Source organism: Ruegeria sp. CDSB114 (assembly GCF_059611025.1).
In genome coordinates this window covers 302,207-319,845 of sequence record NZ_JBXWOT010000003.1, presented here as the reverse complement: position 1 = coordinate 319,845, position 17,639 = coordinate 302,207, and the positions used below count along the sequence as shown (strand labels likewise).

General features: G+C 58.4%; 16 protein-coding genes. 6 read left to right on the top strand and 10 right to left on the bottom strand.

What is annotated here, in order from left to right; genetic code table 11:
* Window positions 1-19: 19 nt before the first annotated feature.
* From AC2FIP_RS10915 to AC2FIP_RS10870, 10 genes are all read right to left on the bottom strand, one after another.
* Complete coding sequence (locus tag AC2FIP_RS10915) at window positions 20-1,939, bottom strand: beta-galactosidase (protein ID WP_496786378.1); 1,920 nt, start codon at window positions 1,937-1,939, stop codon at window positions 20-22.
* Window positions 1,936-2,796, bottom strand: a complete 861-nt coding sequence (locus tag AC2FIP_RS10910; RefSeq protein WP_496786376.1) for an SMP-30/gluconolactonase/LRE family protein — start codon at window positions 2,794-2,796, stop codon at window positions 1,936-1,938. The genes AC2FIP_RS10915 and AC2FIP_RS10910 overlap by 4 nt, the downstream gene beginning before the upstream one ends.
* The gene (locus AC2FIP_RS10905) at window positions 2,793-3,398 is read right to left on the bottom strand and encodes a 2-dehydro-3-deoxy-6-phosphogalactonate aldolase (protein ID WP_496786375.1); all 606 of its coding nucleotides are present in this window, start codon (window positions 3,396-3,398) and stop codon (window positions 2,793-2,795) included. The genes AC2FIP_RS10910 and AC2FIP_RS10905 overlap by 4 nt, the downstream gene beginning before the upstream one ends.
* On the bottom strand, window positions 3,395-4,288 hold the full coding sequence (locus AC2FIP_RS10900) for a 2-dehydro-3-deoxygalactonokinase (protein ID WP_142636158.1): 894 nt from the start codon (window positions 4,286-4,288) through the stop codon (window positions 3,395-3,397). Before AC2FIP_RS10900 ends, AC2FIP_RS10905 begins: the two co-directional genes overlap by 4 nt.
* Before the next feature lie 4 nt (window positions 4,289-4,292).
* Window positions 4,293-5,060, bottom strand: a complete 768-nt coding sequence (locus AC2FIP_RS10895; protein WP_496786374.1) for an SDR family NAD(P)-dependent oxidoreductase — start codon at window positions 5,058-5,060, stop codon at window positions 4,293-4,295.
* The gene (locus AC2FIP_RS10890) at window positions 5,060-6,769 is read right to left on the bottom strand and encodes an IlvD/Edd family dehydratase (protein WP_496786372.1); all 1,710 of its coding nucleotides are present in this window, start codon (window positions 6,767-6,769) and stop codon (window positions 5,060-5,062) included. The genes AC2FIP_RS10895 and AC2FIP_RS10890 overlap by 1 nt, the downstream gene beginning before the upstream one ends.
* 24 nt (window positions 6,770-6,793) lie before the next feature.
* Window positions 6,794-8,134: an alpha-glucosidase/alpha-galactosidase gene (locus AC2FIP_RS10885; RefSeq protein WP_496786371.1), complete on the bottom strand. Its 1,341-nt coding sequence runs from the start codon at window positions 8,132-8,134 to the stop codon at window positions 6,794-6,796.
* A gap of 22 nt (window positions 8,135-8,156) precedes the next feature.
* Window positions 8,157-9,005, bottom strand: a complete 849-nt coding sequence (locus tag AC2FIP_RS10880; RefSeq protein ID WP_142636166.1) for a carbohydrate ABC transporter permease — start codon at window positions 9,003-9,005, stop codon at window positions 8,157-8,159.
* Window position 9,006: 1 nt separating this feature from the next.
* The gene (locus AC2FIP_RS10875; RefSeq protein ID WP_142636168.1) at window positions 9,007-9,930 is read right to left on the bottom strand and encodes a carbohydrate ABC transporter permease; all 924 of its coding nucleotides are present in this window, start codon (window positions 9,928-9,930) and stop codon (window positions 9,007-9,009) included.
* A 94-nt stretch (window positions 9,931-10,024) separates the two neighbouring features.
* Window positions 10,025-11,284, bottom strand: coding sequence for an ABC transporter substrate-binding protein (locus AC2FIP_RS10870; RefSeq protein WP_142636170.1), 1,260 nt, complete (start codon window positions 11,282-11,284; stop codon window positions 10,025-10,027).
* A gap of 140 nt (window positions 11,285-11,424) precedes the next feature.
* Between AC2FIP_RS10870 and AC2FIP_RS10865 the strand changes: the two genes are divergently transcribed.
* The 6 genes from AC2FIP_RS10865 (at window position 11,425) to AC2FIP_RS10840 (ending at window position 17,599) form a co-directional block, all read left to right on the top strand.
* The gene (locus AC2FIP_RS10865) at window positions 11,425-12,231 is read left to right on the top strand and encodes an IclR family transcriptional regulator (RefSeq protein ID WP_496786369.1); all 807 of its coding nucleotides are present in this window, start codon (window positions 11,425-11,427) and stop codon (window positions 12,229-12,231) included.
* Window positions 12,228-13,286, top strand: a complete 1,059-nt coding sequence (locus tag AC2FIP_RS10860) for an ABC transporter ATP-binding protein (protein WP_271948765.1) — start codon at window positions 12,228-12,230, stop codon at window positions 13,284-13,286. The genes AC2FIP_RS10865 and AC2FIP_RS10860 overlap by 4 nt, the downstream gene beginning before the upstream one ends.
* 158 nt (window positions 13,287-13,444) lie before the next feature.
* Window positions 13,445-14,404: a dihydrodipicolinate synthase family protein gene (locus AC2FIP_RS10855; protein WP_281995060.1), complete on the top strand. Its 960-nt coding sequence runs from the start codon at window positions 13,445-13,447 to the stop codon at window positions 14,402-14,404.
* Window positions 14,395-15,327: a 4-hydroxyproline epimerase gene (locus tag AC2FIP_RS10850; RefSeq protein ID WP_496786368.1), complete on the top strand. Its 933-nt coding sequence runs from the start codon at window positions 14,395-14,397 to the stop codon at window positions 15,325-15,327. The genes AC2FIP_RS10855 and AC2FIP_RS10850 overlap by 10 nt, the downstream gene beginning before the upstream one ends.
* Window positions 15,324-16,562: an NAD(P)/FAD-dependent oxidoreductase gene (locus tag AC2FIP_RS10845; RefSeq protein ID WP_496786367.1), complete on the top strand. Its 1,239-nt coding sequence runs from the start codon at window positions 15,324-15,326 to the stop codon at window positions 16,560-16,562. Before AC2FIP_RS10850 ends, AC2FIP_RS10845 begins: the two co-directional genes overlap by 4 nt.
* Before the next feature lie 11 nt (window positions 16,563-16,573).
* Entirely contained in the window at window positions 16,574-17,599 is a 1,026-nt protein-coding gene (locus AC2FIP_RS10840) for a trans-3-hydroxy-L-proline dehydratase (protein WP_496786366.1), read from the top strand.
* Window positions 17,600-17,639 lie beyond the last annotated feature (40 nt).

The following is a 17,639-nucleotide window of genomic DNA, read 5'->3' as shown; positions in this document are numbered from 1 at the left end:
CAGTTTGCGCCCGCCGGGGTTACCCCTCGGCGGGCGTGTCATTTTCCTGAATGAACACATCACAGGCTTCGATCATCCGGCCGTTCCATTCAACCGGCGCCGAATTGTAGTTGATCAGGAATGTATGCCCGGCGGTCTGGCGCCGCCGCAAACCCTGAGGCATCGGATGCAAGGCAATGCCTGTCAGAGCAGCGGCCATGCTGATCACGCGATCCCATAACGTGTCATCCGGGAACCCGGCCAGATACCACATGTGGTCGGTCCCTTTCAGGGCAGGTGTTCCGTCTTGAAATGTCAAAAGGCCCGGGGCCTTTCCTGACAGGCGGTCGACCCAGTGACGGGCTGCGCCGCCACCATCAACTTCCCGGGTCACCTGAGGGGGCAGGGTTTCCACAAGATCGACAGTGCAATCCAGTGCAGTCAGCCCGGGGCGACCAGTTGCGGGTATCTGAAAGTCCTGCGTGATGGCGCCAGAGCGCGGGCCCAGAACAGCCAGATCACAACCATTGGTCAGGCGTTGTTCCAGATCGGGTCCGATGGTCGCCAGACCCGGTGCAAGGATCACCTTATATCCTGCCTTTGGGATGTTATCCGCAGGCAGGAAATCCACTGACAATCCAGCCCGGCGCAGGGCTTGGTAGGTTGAAAAGACCAGTTTGAAATAGTCGAACCCAGCCCCTTGAGGTTGCGTCGCCCAGGCCCAATCCGAGGCATAGTCGAACAGGATCGCGACATCCGCTCTGGCCTGTGTGATTGCTCCCAGCCCGGCCAGATCATCGGCGGTTTGGCGTGCCTCGGCCAAAGCCGGGGCAGAGCGGTTGTCCGGCGTCAGCAGCCCTGCATGCATCTGTTCTTGCGCAAAGGGCGCCTGCCGCCAGCGGAAATAGCTGACCACCTCGGCCCCATGCGCCACGGCCTCAAGCGACCACAGGCGCACCATACCGGGCAGAGGCGCAGGGTTGTAAGGGGCCCAGTTCACCGGGCCGGGTTGCTGTTCCATCACCCACCAACGCCCGCGCCCCACAGCGCGATACAGATCGTGATGAAAGGCCTGCATGTCGGGATCGCCTTGCTGCAGAAAGGCCGACTTATGTGCCTTATCCGCCTCAAGCCGGTCAGATAGAAACCCGATCGGATAGCTGTCCCATGTGGCGATATCCAAATCGGCACCCACTGCGAAGTGGTCGAAATCCAGCACACGCCCCATGTAATTGTGCAGCAAAGGCGCATCGGTCAGGGGCCGCAGCACTTCGACCTGTGCTCTGTTGAAGGCCACCACCTGATCTGAACTGAACCGCCGGAAGGCCAGAACATGGGCCGGGTTGGGTTCTGTTACTGTCAGGTTCGGCAGGTCGATCTGATCAAACCTGTCATATTCCATTGACCAGAACACATTTCCCCACGCTGCATTCAGGGTTCCAATCGTGCTGTATTGACCTTCCAGCCAGATTTGAAAGGCGTGTAGGGCGGGTTGGCTATAGCTGACAGTGGTGTCGTGGCAGCCATATTCATTGTCGATCTGCCATGCTGCGACATGCGGGTTGCGCCCATAGCGTTCGCCCATGACACGTGCGATCCGAACGCATTCTTCGATATACCCGGTGTGGTTAAAGCAATAGTGTCTGCGAGAGCCGAACTTGCGCAGCTGACCCTGCGCATCCACGGCAAGCATGTCCGGGTATTTGTCCAGCATCCAGCGTGGCGGCGTCGCTGTTGGCGTGCCCAGCACCACTTTCAACCCGGCAGCACCTAAGGTTTCGATTGCGCGATCCAGCCAGTCGAAGTGCAGATCGTCCGACGTGGGCTCCATCCGGCTCCATCCGAACTCGCCTATCCGTACCCATGTCAGGCCGGTTTCGACCATACGTGCTGCATCGTCCGCCCACATCGCCTCTGGCCAATGTTCGGGGTAATAGCAAACGCCAAGTTCGGGGTTCATAGGATGACTCTGTGCTCTGCCTGACCTTTGCCTGCGTCGGGCGCGGCAAAGGTCATTCCGTTGGTAGGTTGGGTTTCAATCTGTGCCGCATCCAGCCCTTGGCGAGCGGTGGTGCAGAACAGCGTTGTCAGGTCTGGCCCGCCAAAAGCCGGGCACGAGGCATGGGCCGCGTCAAAACCGACCGCCTTCAGGAACCGACCATCAGGCGAGTAAGCAGCCACGCGGTTGGCGCCCCATTGGGCGATCCAGATATTTCCGCTCGTATCGACCACTGCTCCATCAGGGTTCAACTGGTCTTTGGTGAGGTTGAGGAACACGGTGCTTTGGCCTTCGGGCCAACCGGTTTTGGGGTCCAATTCCCAGCGCATGACCTGTTTGGTGACCGTGTCGGCGAAATAGGCGCAAGAGCGATCGGGCGCAAAGCAGATGGCGTTCGAGATTGTGACATCCGGCACCAGCCGCCGCAGCTCTCCGCGCCAGAACCGATAGATGGACCCAGCGCCGGGTTCGGCGTTCTTGCCCATGGTGCCGATCCAGAAACCGCCCCAGGGATCAGCGCGGCCATCGTTGGAACGGGTGACCGTATTGTCCGCTTCTAGATGGGTGACCAAGCTACGCTCACCGGTTTTCAGTTCAAAGCGCCACAGCCCGGTCTCGGAAGCCATCAACAGCGTGTCCCTGTCCACCCAGCCCGCTGCTGAAACATTTTCCAGGAACTGCCAGCTTTGCTGCTGCCCGTCCTTCTGGGTCATCAGGCGGTTGCCGGTGATGTCGAACCAGAATAGCTGCGCCCGTTCCGGGTGCCACAAAGGCCCTTCGCCCAGATCGCAGGGACGGTCGTCAAACACGACACTCATTGGGCGGCCTTGTCATAGGCCAAGACGATCTTTTGCGCGCGCTCTGCAATGTCGGCAACGGCCATTCCCGGTTTATAAAGGGCCGAGCCGATCCCGAACCCGTCCGCCCCGGCCTTGAGCCAATCGGCAAAGTTTTCGGGGCCTGCACCACCGACGGCAAAGACCAGCGCGTCTTTGGGCAGGATCGGGCGTATTGCGGCCAGGCCCGAGGGCCCCGCCATCACGCCCGGAAACAGTTTGAGCCCGGTTGCCCCTGCCCTGAGCGCGCCAAAGGTCTCGGTCGGGGTATAGACGCCTGGCCAGCTTTGTATGCCCAGTTTGATCGTCTGCTGTATCACCTCAGCGTCGAAATTTGGCGAGACGATCAGCTTGCCGCCGACCCCGGCCACCGCATCGACCTGTTCGATAGTCAGGACGGTTCCGGCGCCGATCAAGGCGCGATCGCCGAAACGTTCCGCCAGAATGCCGATGCTGGTCAACGGATCGGGTGAGTTCAGGGGCACCTCGATCCGGTCTATGCCCGCGTCGATCAGGGCATGCCCGACTTCGGCGGCCTCGGTGGGTTGCAGACCGCGCAGAATTGCAATGATAGGACGGCTCATGCGGTTTGCCTCGTCAGATTTCGGGCCTGCAAAAGACCTGCCAATGTAGATTGCGTGCTGTCGGCTATTTCAACAAATGCACCCTGCTGTTTCAGCGCGATGGCATAGATTTCCGAGAGGCTTTGGTCCCCGATAATGGCAATCTGCTGGCCCAACCAATAGGGACGGGACGCGGCCAGTTCCGCTCCGATCAGGTATCCCGACAGACGCGCACGTGCGACACCGGAGTCCTGACCCTGCAGCAGATCAGTGGCCCGCAGGCCGAAAAGGCGCGCGGCAAGTTGTTCCGGTCGGGACAGGGCATCCGCCACAGCCTCGGCAAAAGCTGCGTCGTCCCAGCCTTCGCTGACCGTATGTTTCAGGACGGATTGATTGCTGAGCAATCCGAAGATTTCGCCTGTCATGAATGTGCGGAAGCTGACGACTTCATCCGCGCTGACCTGTACCCATTTGGTATGCGTTCCGGGCAGGCAAATGATGCCGTCCCAGTTTGGCCGGTGGGCCAGAAAACCGGCGATCTGTGTCTCTTCTCCGCGCATGACATCGGGGGGGCTTGTTTGCTTTAGCCCGGGTACGACAAAGGCGCGGATACGGGGATCTGTTGCCGGAACGCGGACAGGTGCATCGGGAACAGGAACCGAAGGTACAGCGGAATATGGTGCCTCGACCCAGCCTTGGCGCGCACCCACCATACCGCAGGCGACCACATCCATGACCGTATCGCCAAGCCAGCCCTCGATCAGGTCCAGCAGTGCTTTTTGAAACCCATCCCGGGGAATTTGGTCCATGCCGCTTGCGGACTGAGCCTGGTCCAGAATGGTGTCACCTTGCATTGCCCATGCCCGCAGATGAGTTGTTCCCCAATCAACAGCGATCCATTCGATTGTCATGTTCTCATCCTGTTACTACAACACCGCCATCAACGGCCATGCATTGCCCGGTCATGGCGCGACTGGCTTCCGACGCAAGAAACAGGGTCGGTGCGATCATATCCTCGGGCGTCAGGTGGTCCTTTAGGCATTGGCGTTCCAGATGTGCGGCCAGATCTTCTGGCGTGGCCCACATGTCCAGCTGTTTCTGTGTCAGAACCCATCCGGGGGCCAGCGCATTAACGCGGATTTTCTGCGGGCCAAGCTCGCGCGCCAACGACCGGGTCATCCCGGTGATCCCGGCATTTGATGTCGTATAGATCGGATAACCGGAATTACCCATCATATAGCTGATCGAGCTGAAATTGATGATTGATCCGCCTTTGTCCTGCATTTGACGTGCTGCTTCTTGGCAGGCAAAGAAATACGCCTTCAGATTCACCTCGATCATCCAGTCCCAGAAATTGGGCGTGGTTTCGTCAAGCGAATGGCGTTTGTCGTTGGCGGCATTGTTGATCAGCACATCAAGGGGGCCATGGGCCTCGGCGGCTTTGGCCATTGTGGCGCGCAGCAGGTCGGTATCTGTCATGTCGCCTTGCAGAAACAGCGGCCCGCGCCCGTGCTTGGCGCGCATCTCATCAACAAAGGCACTGGCGTCGGAGCGCCCGATAAAGGCGACCTGCGCACCCTGCGCCAGAAATCCGTCCGTTAAAGCGGCCCCGACACCAGAACCACCTCCGGTGATAAAGACGGATGCACCGTTCAGGTCGTGGAAAGTGGCGGGTTGGTCCATCAGTGGCTCTCTCTGGTCACAAGGCGGGTGTCTTTGCCGACAAGAAAATCCAGGTCCGCACCCTGATCGGCTTGCAGGACGTGGTCTATGTAAAGCTTGGCATAGCCGCGGGTGTAATGCGGAGCGTCCGGTTGCCATGCGGCGCGTCGGGCGTCCAGTTCAACTTGGTCAACCAGCAACTCGAGCGCGCCCTTGCTAGCGGATACACGGATACGGTCACCGGTCTTGACCAGCGCCAGCGTGCCGCCCGCCTGGGCTTCGGGGCTGACATGCAGGATGACAGTGCCAAATGCCGTGCCGGACATCCGTGCGTCCGAGATACGGATCATGTCGCGCACACCGTCCTTCACCAGCTTGGCCGGGATCGGCATATTGCCAACCTCGGGCATGCCGGGATAACCCTTGGGTCCACAGCCTTTCAGCACCAATATGGTCTCGGGCGTCACCGGCAGGTCATCTCTGTCGATATTGGCCTTCATATCTTCGATGCTTTCGAAGACATGGGCCACAGCCTCGGTCTCCAACAGTGCGTCCGTGGCCGCCGAAGGTTTCACAATGGCCCCGTTCGGTGCCAGATTGCCGCGCAGCACACGCAGGCCTGCGGCAGGTTTTACTGGGTCGTTGAAGGGGCGGATCACATCGCGGTTGAAACATTCTGCACCTTCGTAATGGGCCGAAATATCCTTGTTCAGAACCGTTTTGGCCGGTCGTAGGAAGGGTTTGAGTTCGTTTAAAACCACAGGCACGCCACCTGCATAGCAGAAATCCTCCATCAGGTATTGGCCCGAGGGCATACAGTTCACAAGCAGCGGGATATCCGACCCGATCTCAAAATCCTTCAGTGTCAGGTCGATGCCTACACGACCGGCCAAAGCCAGCAGATGCACCACGGCGTTCGTCGATCCGCCCACGGCAGCATTGGCCAGAATGGCGTTTTCAAAGGCTTCTTTGGTCAGAATGTCCGAGGGTTTGAGGTCTTCATCCACCATCTCGACGATCCGTTTGCCAGTCAGATGCGCCAGCGCCATTCGGCGAGCATCTACGGCGGGTAGCACGGCGTTGGTGGGCAGGCTCATGCCCATCGCTTCGACCAAGGATGCCATGGTCGACGCGGTGCCCATGGTCATGCAGACACCGGCGCTGCGCGACATGCCGGATTCAGCATTCATGAAATCCTGCAGGGTCATTTCCCCGGCGCGCACGGCTTCAGAAAACTTCCATACATCCGTGCCCGAGCCGATGTCCTGTCCGCGATACTTGCCGTTCAGCATCGGGCCGGAACTGACAACGATGGCGGGCAGATCGACCGAGGCGGCTCCCATAAGTTGCCCCGGCGTAGTTTTGTCACAGCCACCTAGTAGAACCACGCCGTCAATCCCATAGGCGCGGATGGATTCTTCGACATCCATGGCCAGTAGGTTGCGAAACAGCATGGCGGTGGGCTTCATTTGGGTTTCACCCAGCGACATGACCGGGAATTCGACCGGGAAGCCGCCAGCCTCCCACACGCCGCGTTTGACGCCTTCGGCCAGATCGCGCAGGCCGGAATTGCACGGCGTCAGTTCGGACCATGTATTGCAGATGCCGATAATGGGACGCCCGTCAAAGGCATGGTCGGGAAAGCCCTGGTTCTTCATCCAGGACCGATGGATGAAACCATCCTTGTCCAGCTTGCCATACCAATGCTGCGAGCGGCGTTTTTTTGTCATTATTGTCAGCCCTTTAATATTTGGTCATGCCGCTTTGGCCGGTTTGCACCAGCCTGGCAACCAATCCGAATGCGCGATCAAAAGATCGCTGACCAGATTGCGGATCTGTTGCAGGTCGAGCTCGGCGGCTGTGTGTGGGTCCATCATGGCGGCGTGGTATATGTATTCGGGGTTCTGGTCGGTCAGCGCCCGCACAGTCAGTTCCTGCACGTTGATCTGGGTGCGCATCAGCGCAATCAGCTGCGGTGGGATGTCGGTCACGACCGAGGGTTGCACCCCGTTGCTGTCCACCAGGCACGGCGTTTCCACAGCAGCCCCCAAGGGCAGTTGCGGGATCTGGCCGGTATTGGGCAGGTTGCCATAGGCGGTGTAGGGCATATTGGTCACGATGGCGTTCATCAGATCCGCCGCGAATTCGTGGCTGCGACATACCTCTACCGCCCGCCCGTCGGTTAGGGTTTTTGCCTGTTCCTTCCAGTCCTCGACCTGCTCGACGCAGCGGGTGGGGTATTCATCCAGCGGGATCGAGAACTGCTCGATCAGATCGTCGCGCCCATCCTTGATGAACCAGGGCACATATTCGGCCAGATGCTCCGAGCTTTCGGTGCAGAAATAGCCCAGATGATCCATCACTTCGTATCGGACCTTGTTGGGGCAGCGTGGCATCAAAAGGGGCGGTTTCGGCAGTTGTCCACCTGCATATCCCTGTCGGAGCGCAGGATAGAGATCGCGGCCCTGATGCTCGAGCTTGAGGAAGAAAGCCACATGGTTGACGCCTGCGACCTTATAGCGAAACTCCTGCTTGGGCAGCTCCAGATCATGGGCCAGTTCCTCGACCGTGTTTTGCACCGAATGGCACAGTCCGACATGTTTCAATGTCGGAAACCGTTCGGCCAAAGCCCAGGTGTTGATCGCCATCGGGTTCACATATTGCAACAGCGTCGCGTTTGGGCAGAGCTGCATCATGTCCTGCGCCACGTCCCACAGAACCGGAACCGTGCGTAACGCGCGCATGATCCCGCCCACGCCCAGCGTATCGGCGATGGTCTGACGCAGGCCATATTGCTTGGGGATCTCGAAGTCAGTCACTGTGCAGGGGTCATACCCTCCGATCTGAAAGGCGGTAATCACGAAATCCGCCCCCTCCAATGCGGCGCGCCGATCGGTATGGGTGGTTATGGTGGCCCCTGTGCCGACCGAGCGCACCATGGCGCGGGCCACGGATTCGCTCTCAGCCAGGCGCTGTGTGTCGATATCCATCAAGGCGAAATGGCTGTCGGCCAGGGCGGGGGTCAAAAGGGCATCGCCCACGATATTGCGCATGAAGATCGTGGAACCGGCCCCGATAAAAGTGATTTTGGTCATCAGGCAAACCTTTAGCTTGATGTTATTTTACGGCACCGAGTGTCAGGCCCGCGATAAAATGTTTCTGCATCAGGAAGAACATGGCAACCGGCGGCAGCGCCGCGACAATGGAACCGGCACTCATCAGCTGATAGGCTGCGCGGAACTGCGCGTTAAAGCTGGTGATCCCTGCGGTTACAGGCTGGCTCTCAGCACCTTGCGTCAGCACTACTGCCCAGAAATAGTCGTTCCAGATGAAGGTAAAGATCAGCACACTGAGCGCCGCAATGGCGGGCTTCATCAGCGGCAGCACCACGTACCAGAAGATACGCCATTCACTGATCCCTTCGACCCGCGCCGCCTCGATCAGTTCAAAGGGCAGGGCGCGGATGAAATTCCGCATGAACAGGGTGCAAAACCCGGTCTGGAACGCGATGTGAAACAAAACCAGCCCGGTCTTGGTGTTGTACAGGCCCAGGTCCAGCGTCAGGTCGCGCACGGGCACCATGAGGATTTGGAAAGGCACGAAATTGCCCGCTACGAACAGGAAGAAGATCCAAAGGTTCGATTTGAATTTGTAGATGCCGAGTGCAAACCCCGTCATGCTGCTGAGCGCGACGCACCCGATGACCGTGGGAACGGTGATCAGGAAGGAATTCATCAGATAGCGCGGCATATCCGAATTGAAAAACACCTGCCCATAGTTGAATGCGCCCTCAAAGCTGGACGGCATCCCCCAGTAGTTGGCATTGGTGAAATCCGCGGCGGGTTTGACCGAGAACAGGGCGACGGCCAGCAACGGCCCGAGCCACAAAAGCAAGGCCAGCGGCAGCAACGCCTGATAGGTGATCTGCGCTGCACGAGGTTGTTTTTCGATTGGCTTGGGAAACATCTCAGTGCCCCCTTTCTTCGCGGTACATTGACCACAGGAAATAACCGATGAAACACAGCATGATCAGGAACAGGATCACCGCGATAGCTGCGCCATATCCCATGCGGAATCCGTATTCGGACAAGGCGACCTCGAACATGTAATAGGCCAGCACGCGCGATGATCCGAACGGACCGCCCTGTGTCATGATTGAGATCAGGTCAAAGCTGCGAAGCGCGCCAATGATGGTGACGACAAAGGCAATGAAGGTGGCAGGGCGCAATTGCGGCAGGATGATATGCCACAACATCCGCCAGCTCTTGGCACCGTCCAGCCGCCCGGCTTCGATTTGTTCGGGGTCCACGGCGTTGAGGCCGGTCAGGTACAGGATCATGCAATAAGCTGTCTGCGGCCAGAGACCGGCAAAGATGATGCCATAGGTCACGAACCGCTCGTCACCCAACACGTTCACGGGGCCCATGCCAAAGAATCCGAGGAATTCGTTCAGCAGGCCGAATGTGGGATCATAGAACCATGTGAACACTAGGCCAACAACTACCTGAGAAATCACGAAGGGGAAGAAAAACAGGGATTTATACAGGCGGATGCCCCAGACCGTCTGGTTCAGGAACAGCGCGATGAACAGACCCGCCGGAATCGCCGCCAGATAGAGCAGCAGCCAGATCAGGTTGTTTTTGAGCGAGATGTAAAAGGCATCCCGGTCCGACCATTCCCAGTACAGGTCTTCATAATTGCGAAAGCCGACATATTCGGCAGCCCCTAGGCCGTCCCATTCGTAAAGCGACAGGTTGAAGGACTGAAAGACCGGAATGATCACATAGACCATAAAGAACAATAGGCCCGGGGCCAAAAATAACCAGGGCGCGATGCGCTGTTGGTTTCGGTGGAACCAGCTTTCCTGTTCGTGGGTATCGACGGCGGTCATGGGCGTCCCCGGTTCTGGTAGGCGGAGTAAGGCGGGTTGATACCCGCCTTACGCAGGTCATGGCTCAGGATGGGCTTTGCCAATCCTGACCGGTTCAGTTGTCGTAGATGCGCTGACGCGCCCGTTCGAGTTTGGCCAGGATTTTGTCCGCATTGTCTGGCTTGACCATGAATTCCTGGAAGCCTTCCATCGACGCTTTGGCCATTTCTGCCGGTGCGTCGCGGTCCCAGAACTGGGCGACTCCGCCCGGGCTGTTTGACGACAGCATGGTAAAGCCCTGCTGCAGGAACTTGTCGGCATCTACCGAGGACTGAGCATTGACCGGCAACTGGCCGAGATTCGAACCATTGTTGATCTCGGTCTGTTCATCCGCAGACACAACGAAGCGCAGGAATTCACGGGCGGCTTCTTTGTTCGCCGCGTTTGACGGGATGTGGAACGTGTCGGTCGGTGCATCTTCGGCCAGTTCGACATCGGGGTTGATGGCAACAAACTGGTAGAAGTCCAGCTGGTCGTCACTCAGGCCCGCCTCACGCAGTGGCGCCACGGCGAAGTTGCCCATCAGATAAGCCGCCGCATCACCGTTGACCATAAAGGGCAGAGCTTCTTGCCAGCTATAGGTCTGGTGGTTGTCGATGAAGGCACCCATATCGATCAGCTGTTTCCAGTTGGCGAAGGTCTGCTTGACCCGGTCATCCTCCCAGCTGATTTCACCATTGGCCAACTGGTTGTGGAAGTCATAGCCGTTGGTGCGCATGTTCAGGTAATCGAACCAGCCACCGGCAGTCCACAGGAACTTGGTGCCGATCGTATAGCAGGCGCGACCGGAATCGACGATCTTCTGGCAATTCGCCAGCTCTTCTTCCCAGGTTGCGGGCTCGGTCAGGCCCAGCTCGTCAAAGATGTCTTTGCGATAATAAACGCCCCACTGATAGTAGGTATAGGGCACGCCCCACTGTTTGCCGTCGATCGTCATCGCACCTTTGGTTGAGGCCAGATTGTCCGCAATCGCAGGTTCCGCCCACAGGTCCGAGACGTCTTCGAACAGGCCAGCCTCGACATAGGGTTTCATCCGATTCGCCGCGTACCACGTGGCGACATCCGGCGTATCCGCAGTCAAGAAGTTGCGGATCTGGGTTTTGTAGGCCTCGCGGTCGATCACCGTTGTCTCGATGGCCAAATCCGGATGCTGTTGCTGAAATCTGTCGATCATTGCTTCCATCGTGGCCCGGGGTGCCGGGTTCGATGTGTCCAGGAATATCCGCAATTCGCCGGTAAGCTCGGCAGAGGCGGGAACAGCAAGTGCAACGCTCATGGCCAGCGCGGCCGTGGTGCGCTTGTAGATGGAATGCATGGTTTCCTCCCTTAGCTTCCATTTTAGTTCCATATATTGGAACTTAGTTTTATATGTTGAAAACTACACATCGACTCGGTTAGTCTTGTCAAGACCCTCGTGGCTGCGGCCGCAGGTTAATCGGAGGAGACAGAGCGCCCGTGGCAGGTGATGGAACGATAGGGAAAGCATGTGACGTGCTGGATCAGGTGGCCGCGTTTCAGCGGCCAATTCGCTTTGCGGAACTGCTGGAAAGCAGCCGCTTTCCCAAAGCAACGCTGTATCGGTTTCTGCAATCCCTTACTAATCAGGGGATGTTGTCCTATGACCCGGATAGGCAGACCTATGCACCGGGTTTGAGGCTGGTTCGGCTGGCCCATGCGGCGTGGACGCAAAGCTCACTGGCGCCGATCGCAAGGCCGTTTCTTGATACGCTCAGCGGTGAAACGGGCGAGACTGTGCATCTGGCGCAGCTTGATTCCGGTCAGGTTCTGTATGTCGATAAGCGCAATGCTGCCCAGCCGGTTGAGATGTATTCACAGGCGGGCAAGGTCGGACCGGCCTATTGTACGGGTGTGGGCAAGGCGATGATGGCCTTTCTGGACGAGGCTGAGCTGAACAAGGTGATCTCACAGCAAAGCTTTCACCGGTTTACGGATAAGACCTTGGCCTCGGAAGCTGCGCTGCGGTCCGATCTAGAACTGATCCACAGCCGGGGCTACGCCCTGGACGATGAAGAACACGAGACGGGGATCATTTGCATTGCCTGCCCGATCCGAACGCCGGGCGGGCGGATGCTGGGTGCAATATCGGTGACCGGCTCGACCGAGCGGATGAATTTCGACCAGCTCGAGGCTTGGATTCCCCGCGTGCGCCGGGTGGCCGAACAAATCGCGGCCGAAGCTCAGGCCTGGCGGTTCCCTGAAACACGCCCCGATGGCCAGAAGGACAGGATACAAGCGACATGACCGGAGTAACTCTGAACCAAACGATTAAGCGGTATGGCCAGACACAGGTGATTCACGGGATCGACCTCGAAATCGAGGATGGTGAATTCTGTGTCTTTGTCGGCCCATCGGGATGTGGAAAATCTACTTTGTTGCGGATGATCGCAGGGCTTGAGGAAACGACCGAGGGCCAAATTCACATCGGCGCGCGCGAGGTGACACATCAGGACCCTGCGAAACGGGGCGTGGCGATGGTGTTCCAGACCTATGCCCTGTACCCGCATATGACGGTGGCCGAGAATATGGGGTTTGGCCTGCGGATGAACGGCGTGGCAAAAGCCGAAATCGACAGGAAGGTTCAGGAAGCCTCGGGTATCCTGAAGCTGGACCAGTACCTGAAGCGCAAACCCAAGGCTCTGTCGGGTGGTCAGCGCCAACGCGTTGCCATCGGGCGTGCGATTGTGCGCGGCCCCGAGGTGTTTCTGTTCGATGAACCTCTGTCCAACCTGGACGCCGAATTGCGCGTTGAGATGCGTGTGGAAATTGCCCGGCTTCACAATGAAATTGGCGCGACCATGATCTATGTGACTCACGATCAGGTCGAGGCGATGACCATGGCCGATAAGATCGTGGTGCTGCGCGATGGTCGGATCGAACAGGTCGGTGCGCCGATGGATCTGTATCGGGATCCAGATAACAAGTTTGTAGCAGGGTTCATTGGCTCGCCTGCCATGAACTTCTTGGATTGCGACATCGTTGATGGTCAGGTGACTCATCCGGCGATCACTCAGCCTCTGCCCGTCCCAGCATCGGTTCCTTTGGGTCTGTCTCGGGTCACGCTGGGTATCCGCCCGGAACATATTCAGGTTGATCGGTCGGGCGATACCTGCACTGTTGATCTGACCGAGGCGCTTGGCGGCGTCAGCTATTCCTATTTGCTGACATCGAATGGCGACAAGCTGATCGTTGAAGAGCGCGAAGACGAGCGCAGTAAGCAGGGTACACGCATTGGTATTTCGATCCGCCCGGAACGCACCATGCTGTTTGATCCTGAAACCGGCCTGCGGTTGAGATAATCGCCGTTTAGACAGTCAAAAACACCCGCGTCAGACGAAAGGTCCAACGCGGGCTTTTTGCGTCGAATATATATGGATTTTGTATCCAATATCCGTTATCGCGTGAAAACGGGCGCCTGACGCCTATCTGGACCCCTGTAACTAGAGGATAGCACCGTATGTCGACCAATGTATTTAGCGGTACGATGCCCGCGCTCATGACCCCTTGCTCGGCGGATAGGCAGCCGGATTTCAACGCACTTGTTCGGAAGGGCAAGCAAATGATCGACGCAGGCATGTCTGCGGTTGTCTATTGCGGATCCATGGGCGACTGGCCGCTTTTGACGGATGCGCAGCGCATGGAAGGGGTGGAACGTCTGGTGGATGCCGGGTTGCCGGTTGTGGTCGGAACCGGGGCAATCAACACCAAATCCGCCGAGGCCCACGCAGCACATGCGCAAAAGGTCGGCGCTGTCGGGTTGATGGTCATTCCCCGGGTTCTGTCCCGAGGGAGCTCATCAACTGCGCAAAAGAACCATTTCAAGGCAATCCTGTCCGCTGCGCCGGACGTGCCGGCAATTATCTACAACAGCCCATATTATGGTTTCGCAACAAAGGCTGATCTGTTCTTTGCCCTGCGCGCCGAACACCCTAACCTCATTGGGTTCAAGGAATTCGGAGGCAAGGACGATCTGCGCTATGCAGCGGAAAACATCACCAGTCAGGATGATGATGTGACGTTGATGGTGGGTGTGGACACCGAGGTTTACCACGGTTTCGTCAACTGTGGGGCAACCGGTTCGATCACCGGGATCGGAACGGCCCTCCCGCGTGAGGCGTTGCTGTTGGCTGCGCTTTCTCAAAAGGCCGCGCGGGGCGATGCCGAAGCCCGGTTACGGGCGCAAGAACTGACCGAGGCCATTCAGGTGCTGTCCAGTTTTGATGAGGGCCCGGATCTTGTGCTGTATTACAAGCATCTTCTGGTGTTGAACGGGGAAGAGGAATACCGCCTGCATTTCAATGAAACTGATGCCCTGACAGATGCACAGCGGAATTATTGCGAACAGCAATACGCGTTGTTTGGGGCTTGGTTCGCCGATTGGTTGAAACAAGGTGGGGTGATCGCAGAATGCATGTGATCGACAGCCACACCGGAGGCGAACCGACCCGGGTTATCCTCGATGGCGCACCAGAACTGGGCTCTGGCCCTCTGGCTGAACGCGCCCGGCGGCTGGACACCGAATACAGGGATTTCTATCGTTCGGTCATGCTTGAACCGCGCGGACAACCGGCCATGGTCGCGGCCTTGTTGGTGGAACCGGTTGATCCAACCTGTGTCACCGGCGTGATCTATTTTGATGTCGATGCTGTTTTGGGAATGTGCGGCCACGGAACCATTGGCCTGACCGTCACACTAGCGCATCTTGGTCGGATCGATGTTGGAATACATCGGATCGAAACGCCAGCCGGAGTTGTCACGGTCGAGCTGCACGATGCCAATACTGTCACGGTCACGAATATCGAAAGCCGCCGCGTTCACAGCGACATTTCACTTCATGTGCCCGGTTTCGGTGAGGTTGCAGGGGATGTGGCCTATGGTGGAAACTGGTTCTTTATCGTCGATCCAAGCCCGCTTTCCGTCATTCCGGCCAATATTCGGGAACTGACCGATAGGGCCGTTGCTATCCGCAAAGCCTCGATCGCGCAGGGGGTTGGCGGCGAGCAGGGTGAACCGATTGATCATGTAATCTTTCAGGACGCATCGCCCGAGCACGCGATTCACAGCCGCAACTTTGTTCTGTGCCCGGATGACAATTACGACCGGTCGCCCTGTGGCACCGGCAGCTCTGCTCGGCTGGCCTGTCTGGCCGCTGAGGGTCTATTGGCCCCGGGGCAGGAAATCGTCCAGCAAAGTGTCATTGGCAGCACCTATCGCCTGTCCTATCGGGCTGGTCCGAATGGCGGTGTCATCCCCTCGATCACCGGGCAGGCCTATGTCATGGCGGAGTCGCGGTTGATTTTTGAAGCGGCTGATCCATTCCGTTCGGGGATTGAGGTATGACCCAGCAGATCGTCGTCATCGGAGCCGGCGTAATCGGCATAACCATTGCTCTGGAATTACAGCGCCGGGGTCACTCCGTTTTGGTGCTGGATAAAGAAGGTGTTGCCGCGCAGACATCGGCTGGAAACGCTGGGGCTTTTGCTTTTTCCGAGGTTGAGCCTCTGGCAACGCCCGGCATCATGAAAAAAGCACCAAAATGGCTGCTGGACCCGCTGGGGCCTTTGTCTATCCCACCTGCCTACGCAGTCCAGATTGCGCCCTGGATGTACCGCTTCTGGCGCGCCAGTCAGCCCGGTCGCTACGCCGAGGTGCTGGCCGCTCAGGCCAGCCTCATGCAACTTTCCAGCGAGGCGCTTGAGCGGTTGATTACAGCGGTTGACGGCGAGGCGATGATGCAGCGGGACGGGCAGATGCAGCTTTACGAGTCCGATGCCGAATTCCGCGCGAGCCTGCCGGCCTGGGAAGTGCGCCGCCAGCACGGAATAGACTTTGAGCTGCTGGAAAGCCCCGAGGCGATTGCCGAAAAACAACCGGGTCTCAGCCCGCGATTCACCCATGCAGGTTTTACGCCCAACTGGTTGAATACCGTTGATCCCAAGAAATGGGTCGAGCGCCTTGCCCAGACCTTTCAAAGCCGGCAAGGCCGGATCGAGCGGCGCGATATTCAGGCGTTGATGCCACAGCAAAGCGGCATGCGCCTTGAAACGGCGGAAGGTCCGGTGGACGCAGCGAAAGTGGTCGTGGCTGCCGGCGCATGGTCTCATCACATCGCCAGAACACTTGGTGACCGGTTCCCGCTTGAAACCGAGCGAGGATACAACACGACCCTGCCCGAAGGTTCATTTGATCTGCGGATGCACCTGTCCTTCTCGCGGCATGGGTTCGTTGCCAGCCGGATCAACAATGGCGTCAGGATCGGCGGCGCGGTCGAGTTGGGCGGTCTGAACCTCGCCCCCAATTTCAAACGAGCCGACACGTTATTGCACAAAGCCGAAGAGTTTCTACCCGGCCTCAAGACCGAAGGAGGCGCGCAATGGATGGGGTTCCGACCGTCGATGCCTGACAGCATCCCGGTCATCGGTGTTTCTCCAAATGCGTCTGGCGTGTTCTATGCGTTCGGCCATGGGCATCTTGGGCTGACCCAATCCGCAGGCACGGCCGAACTTGTTGGGGCCATGGTTGACCGTCAGGCCCCCCCGATTTCGCCAGCCCCCTTTGCTGCTGGCCGGTTCTGAGGGAGGGGGTCGTGCGCAGTAACAAAACTCTCCATGTGATCTCTGCCCATGCCGAGGGCGAGGTTGGCGACGTCATCGTCGGCGGTGTTCTTCCGCCTCCCGGCAACACCTTGTGGGAGCAGCGGTCGTTCATCGCCCGCGACCAGTCCCTGCGCAACTTTGTCCTGAACGAACCGCGCGGAGGCGTGTTTCGCCATGTGAACCTGTTGGTGCCGCCCAAACATCCGAAGGCAGATGCCGGGTTCATTATCATGGAGCCCGAAGACACACCGCCCATGTCTGGTTCAAACTCGATCTGCGTGGCCACCGTGCTGCTGGATAGCGGGATCATTCCGATGCAGGAACCGGTTACACATCTGACGCTTGAGGCGCCGGGCGGGCTGGTCGAGGTGCGCGCCGAATGCCGGAATGGAAAGGCTGAGCGCATTTTTGTGCAGAACCTGCCCAGCTTTGCCGACCAGATCGCCGTTCCGCTTGAGGTGGCGGGCGTTGACACCCTGACCGTGGATACGGCCTATGGGGGCGACAGTTTCGTGGTCGTCGATGCAGCGGCGCTTGGGTTCGACATTGTACAAGACGAAGCGCGCGACATAGCGCGGCTGGGTGTAGCGATCACCAATGCGGCCAACGAACAGATTGGGTTTACGCATCCCGAAAACCCGGACTGGAATCACATTTCATTCTGCGCTTTTTGTGGCCCGACCGAGCGGGTTGCAAATGGCCTGCGCGGAAAATCCGCTGTGGCGATCCAGCCGGGCAAAGTTGATCGGTCCCCTACCGGTACCGCAGTTTCTGCCCGTATGGCCCTGATGGCCGCCAAGGGAGAAATGGCAGTCGGGCAAACTTTCCAGGCGGTTTCGATCATCGGCTCGTCTTTCACCGGACAGATCGTCGAGGCCACAACGATCGGGGGGCGTGCCGCGATCATTCCCGAGATCAGTGGCCGCGGATGGATTACCGGTTCACATCAACACATGCTTGACCCGGACGATCCCTGGCCGGGCGGATATAAGCTCAGCGATACCTGGGGCGTCTGAATTTTGCCCATTGGCAAGCAGTTTTGATGATTTTCCGCAA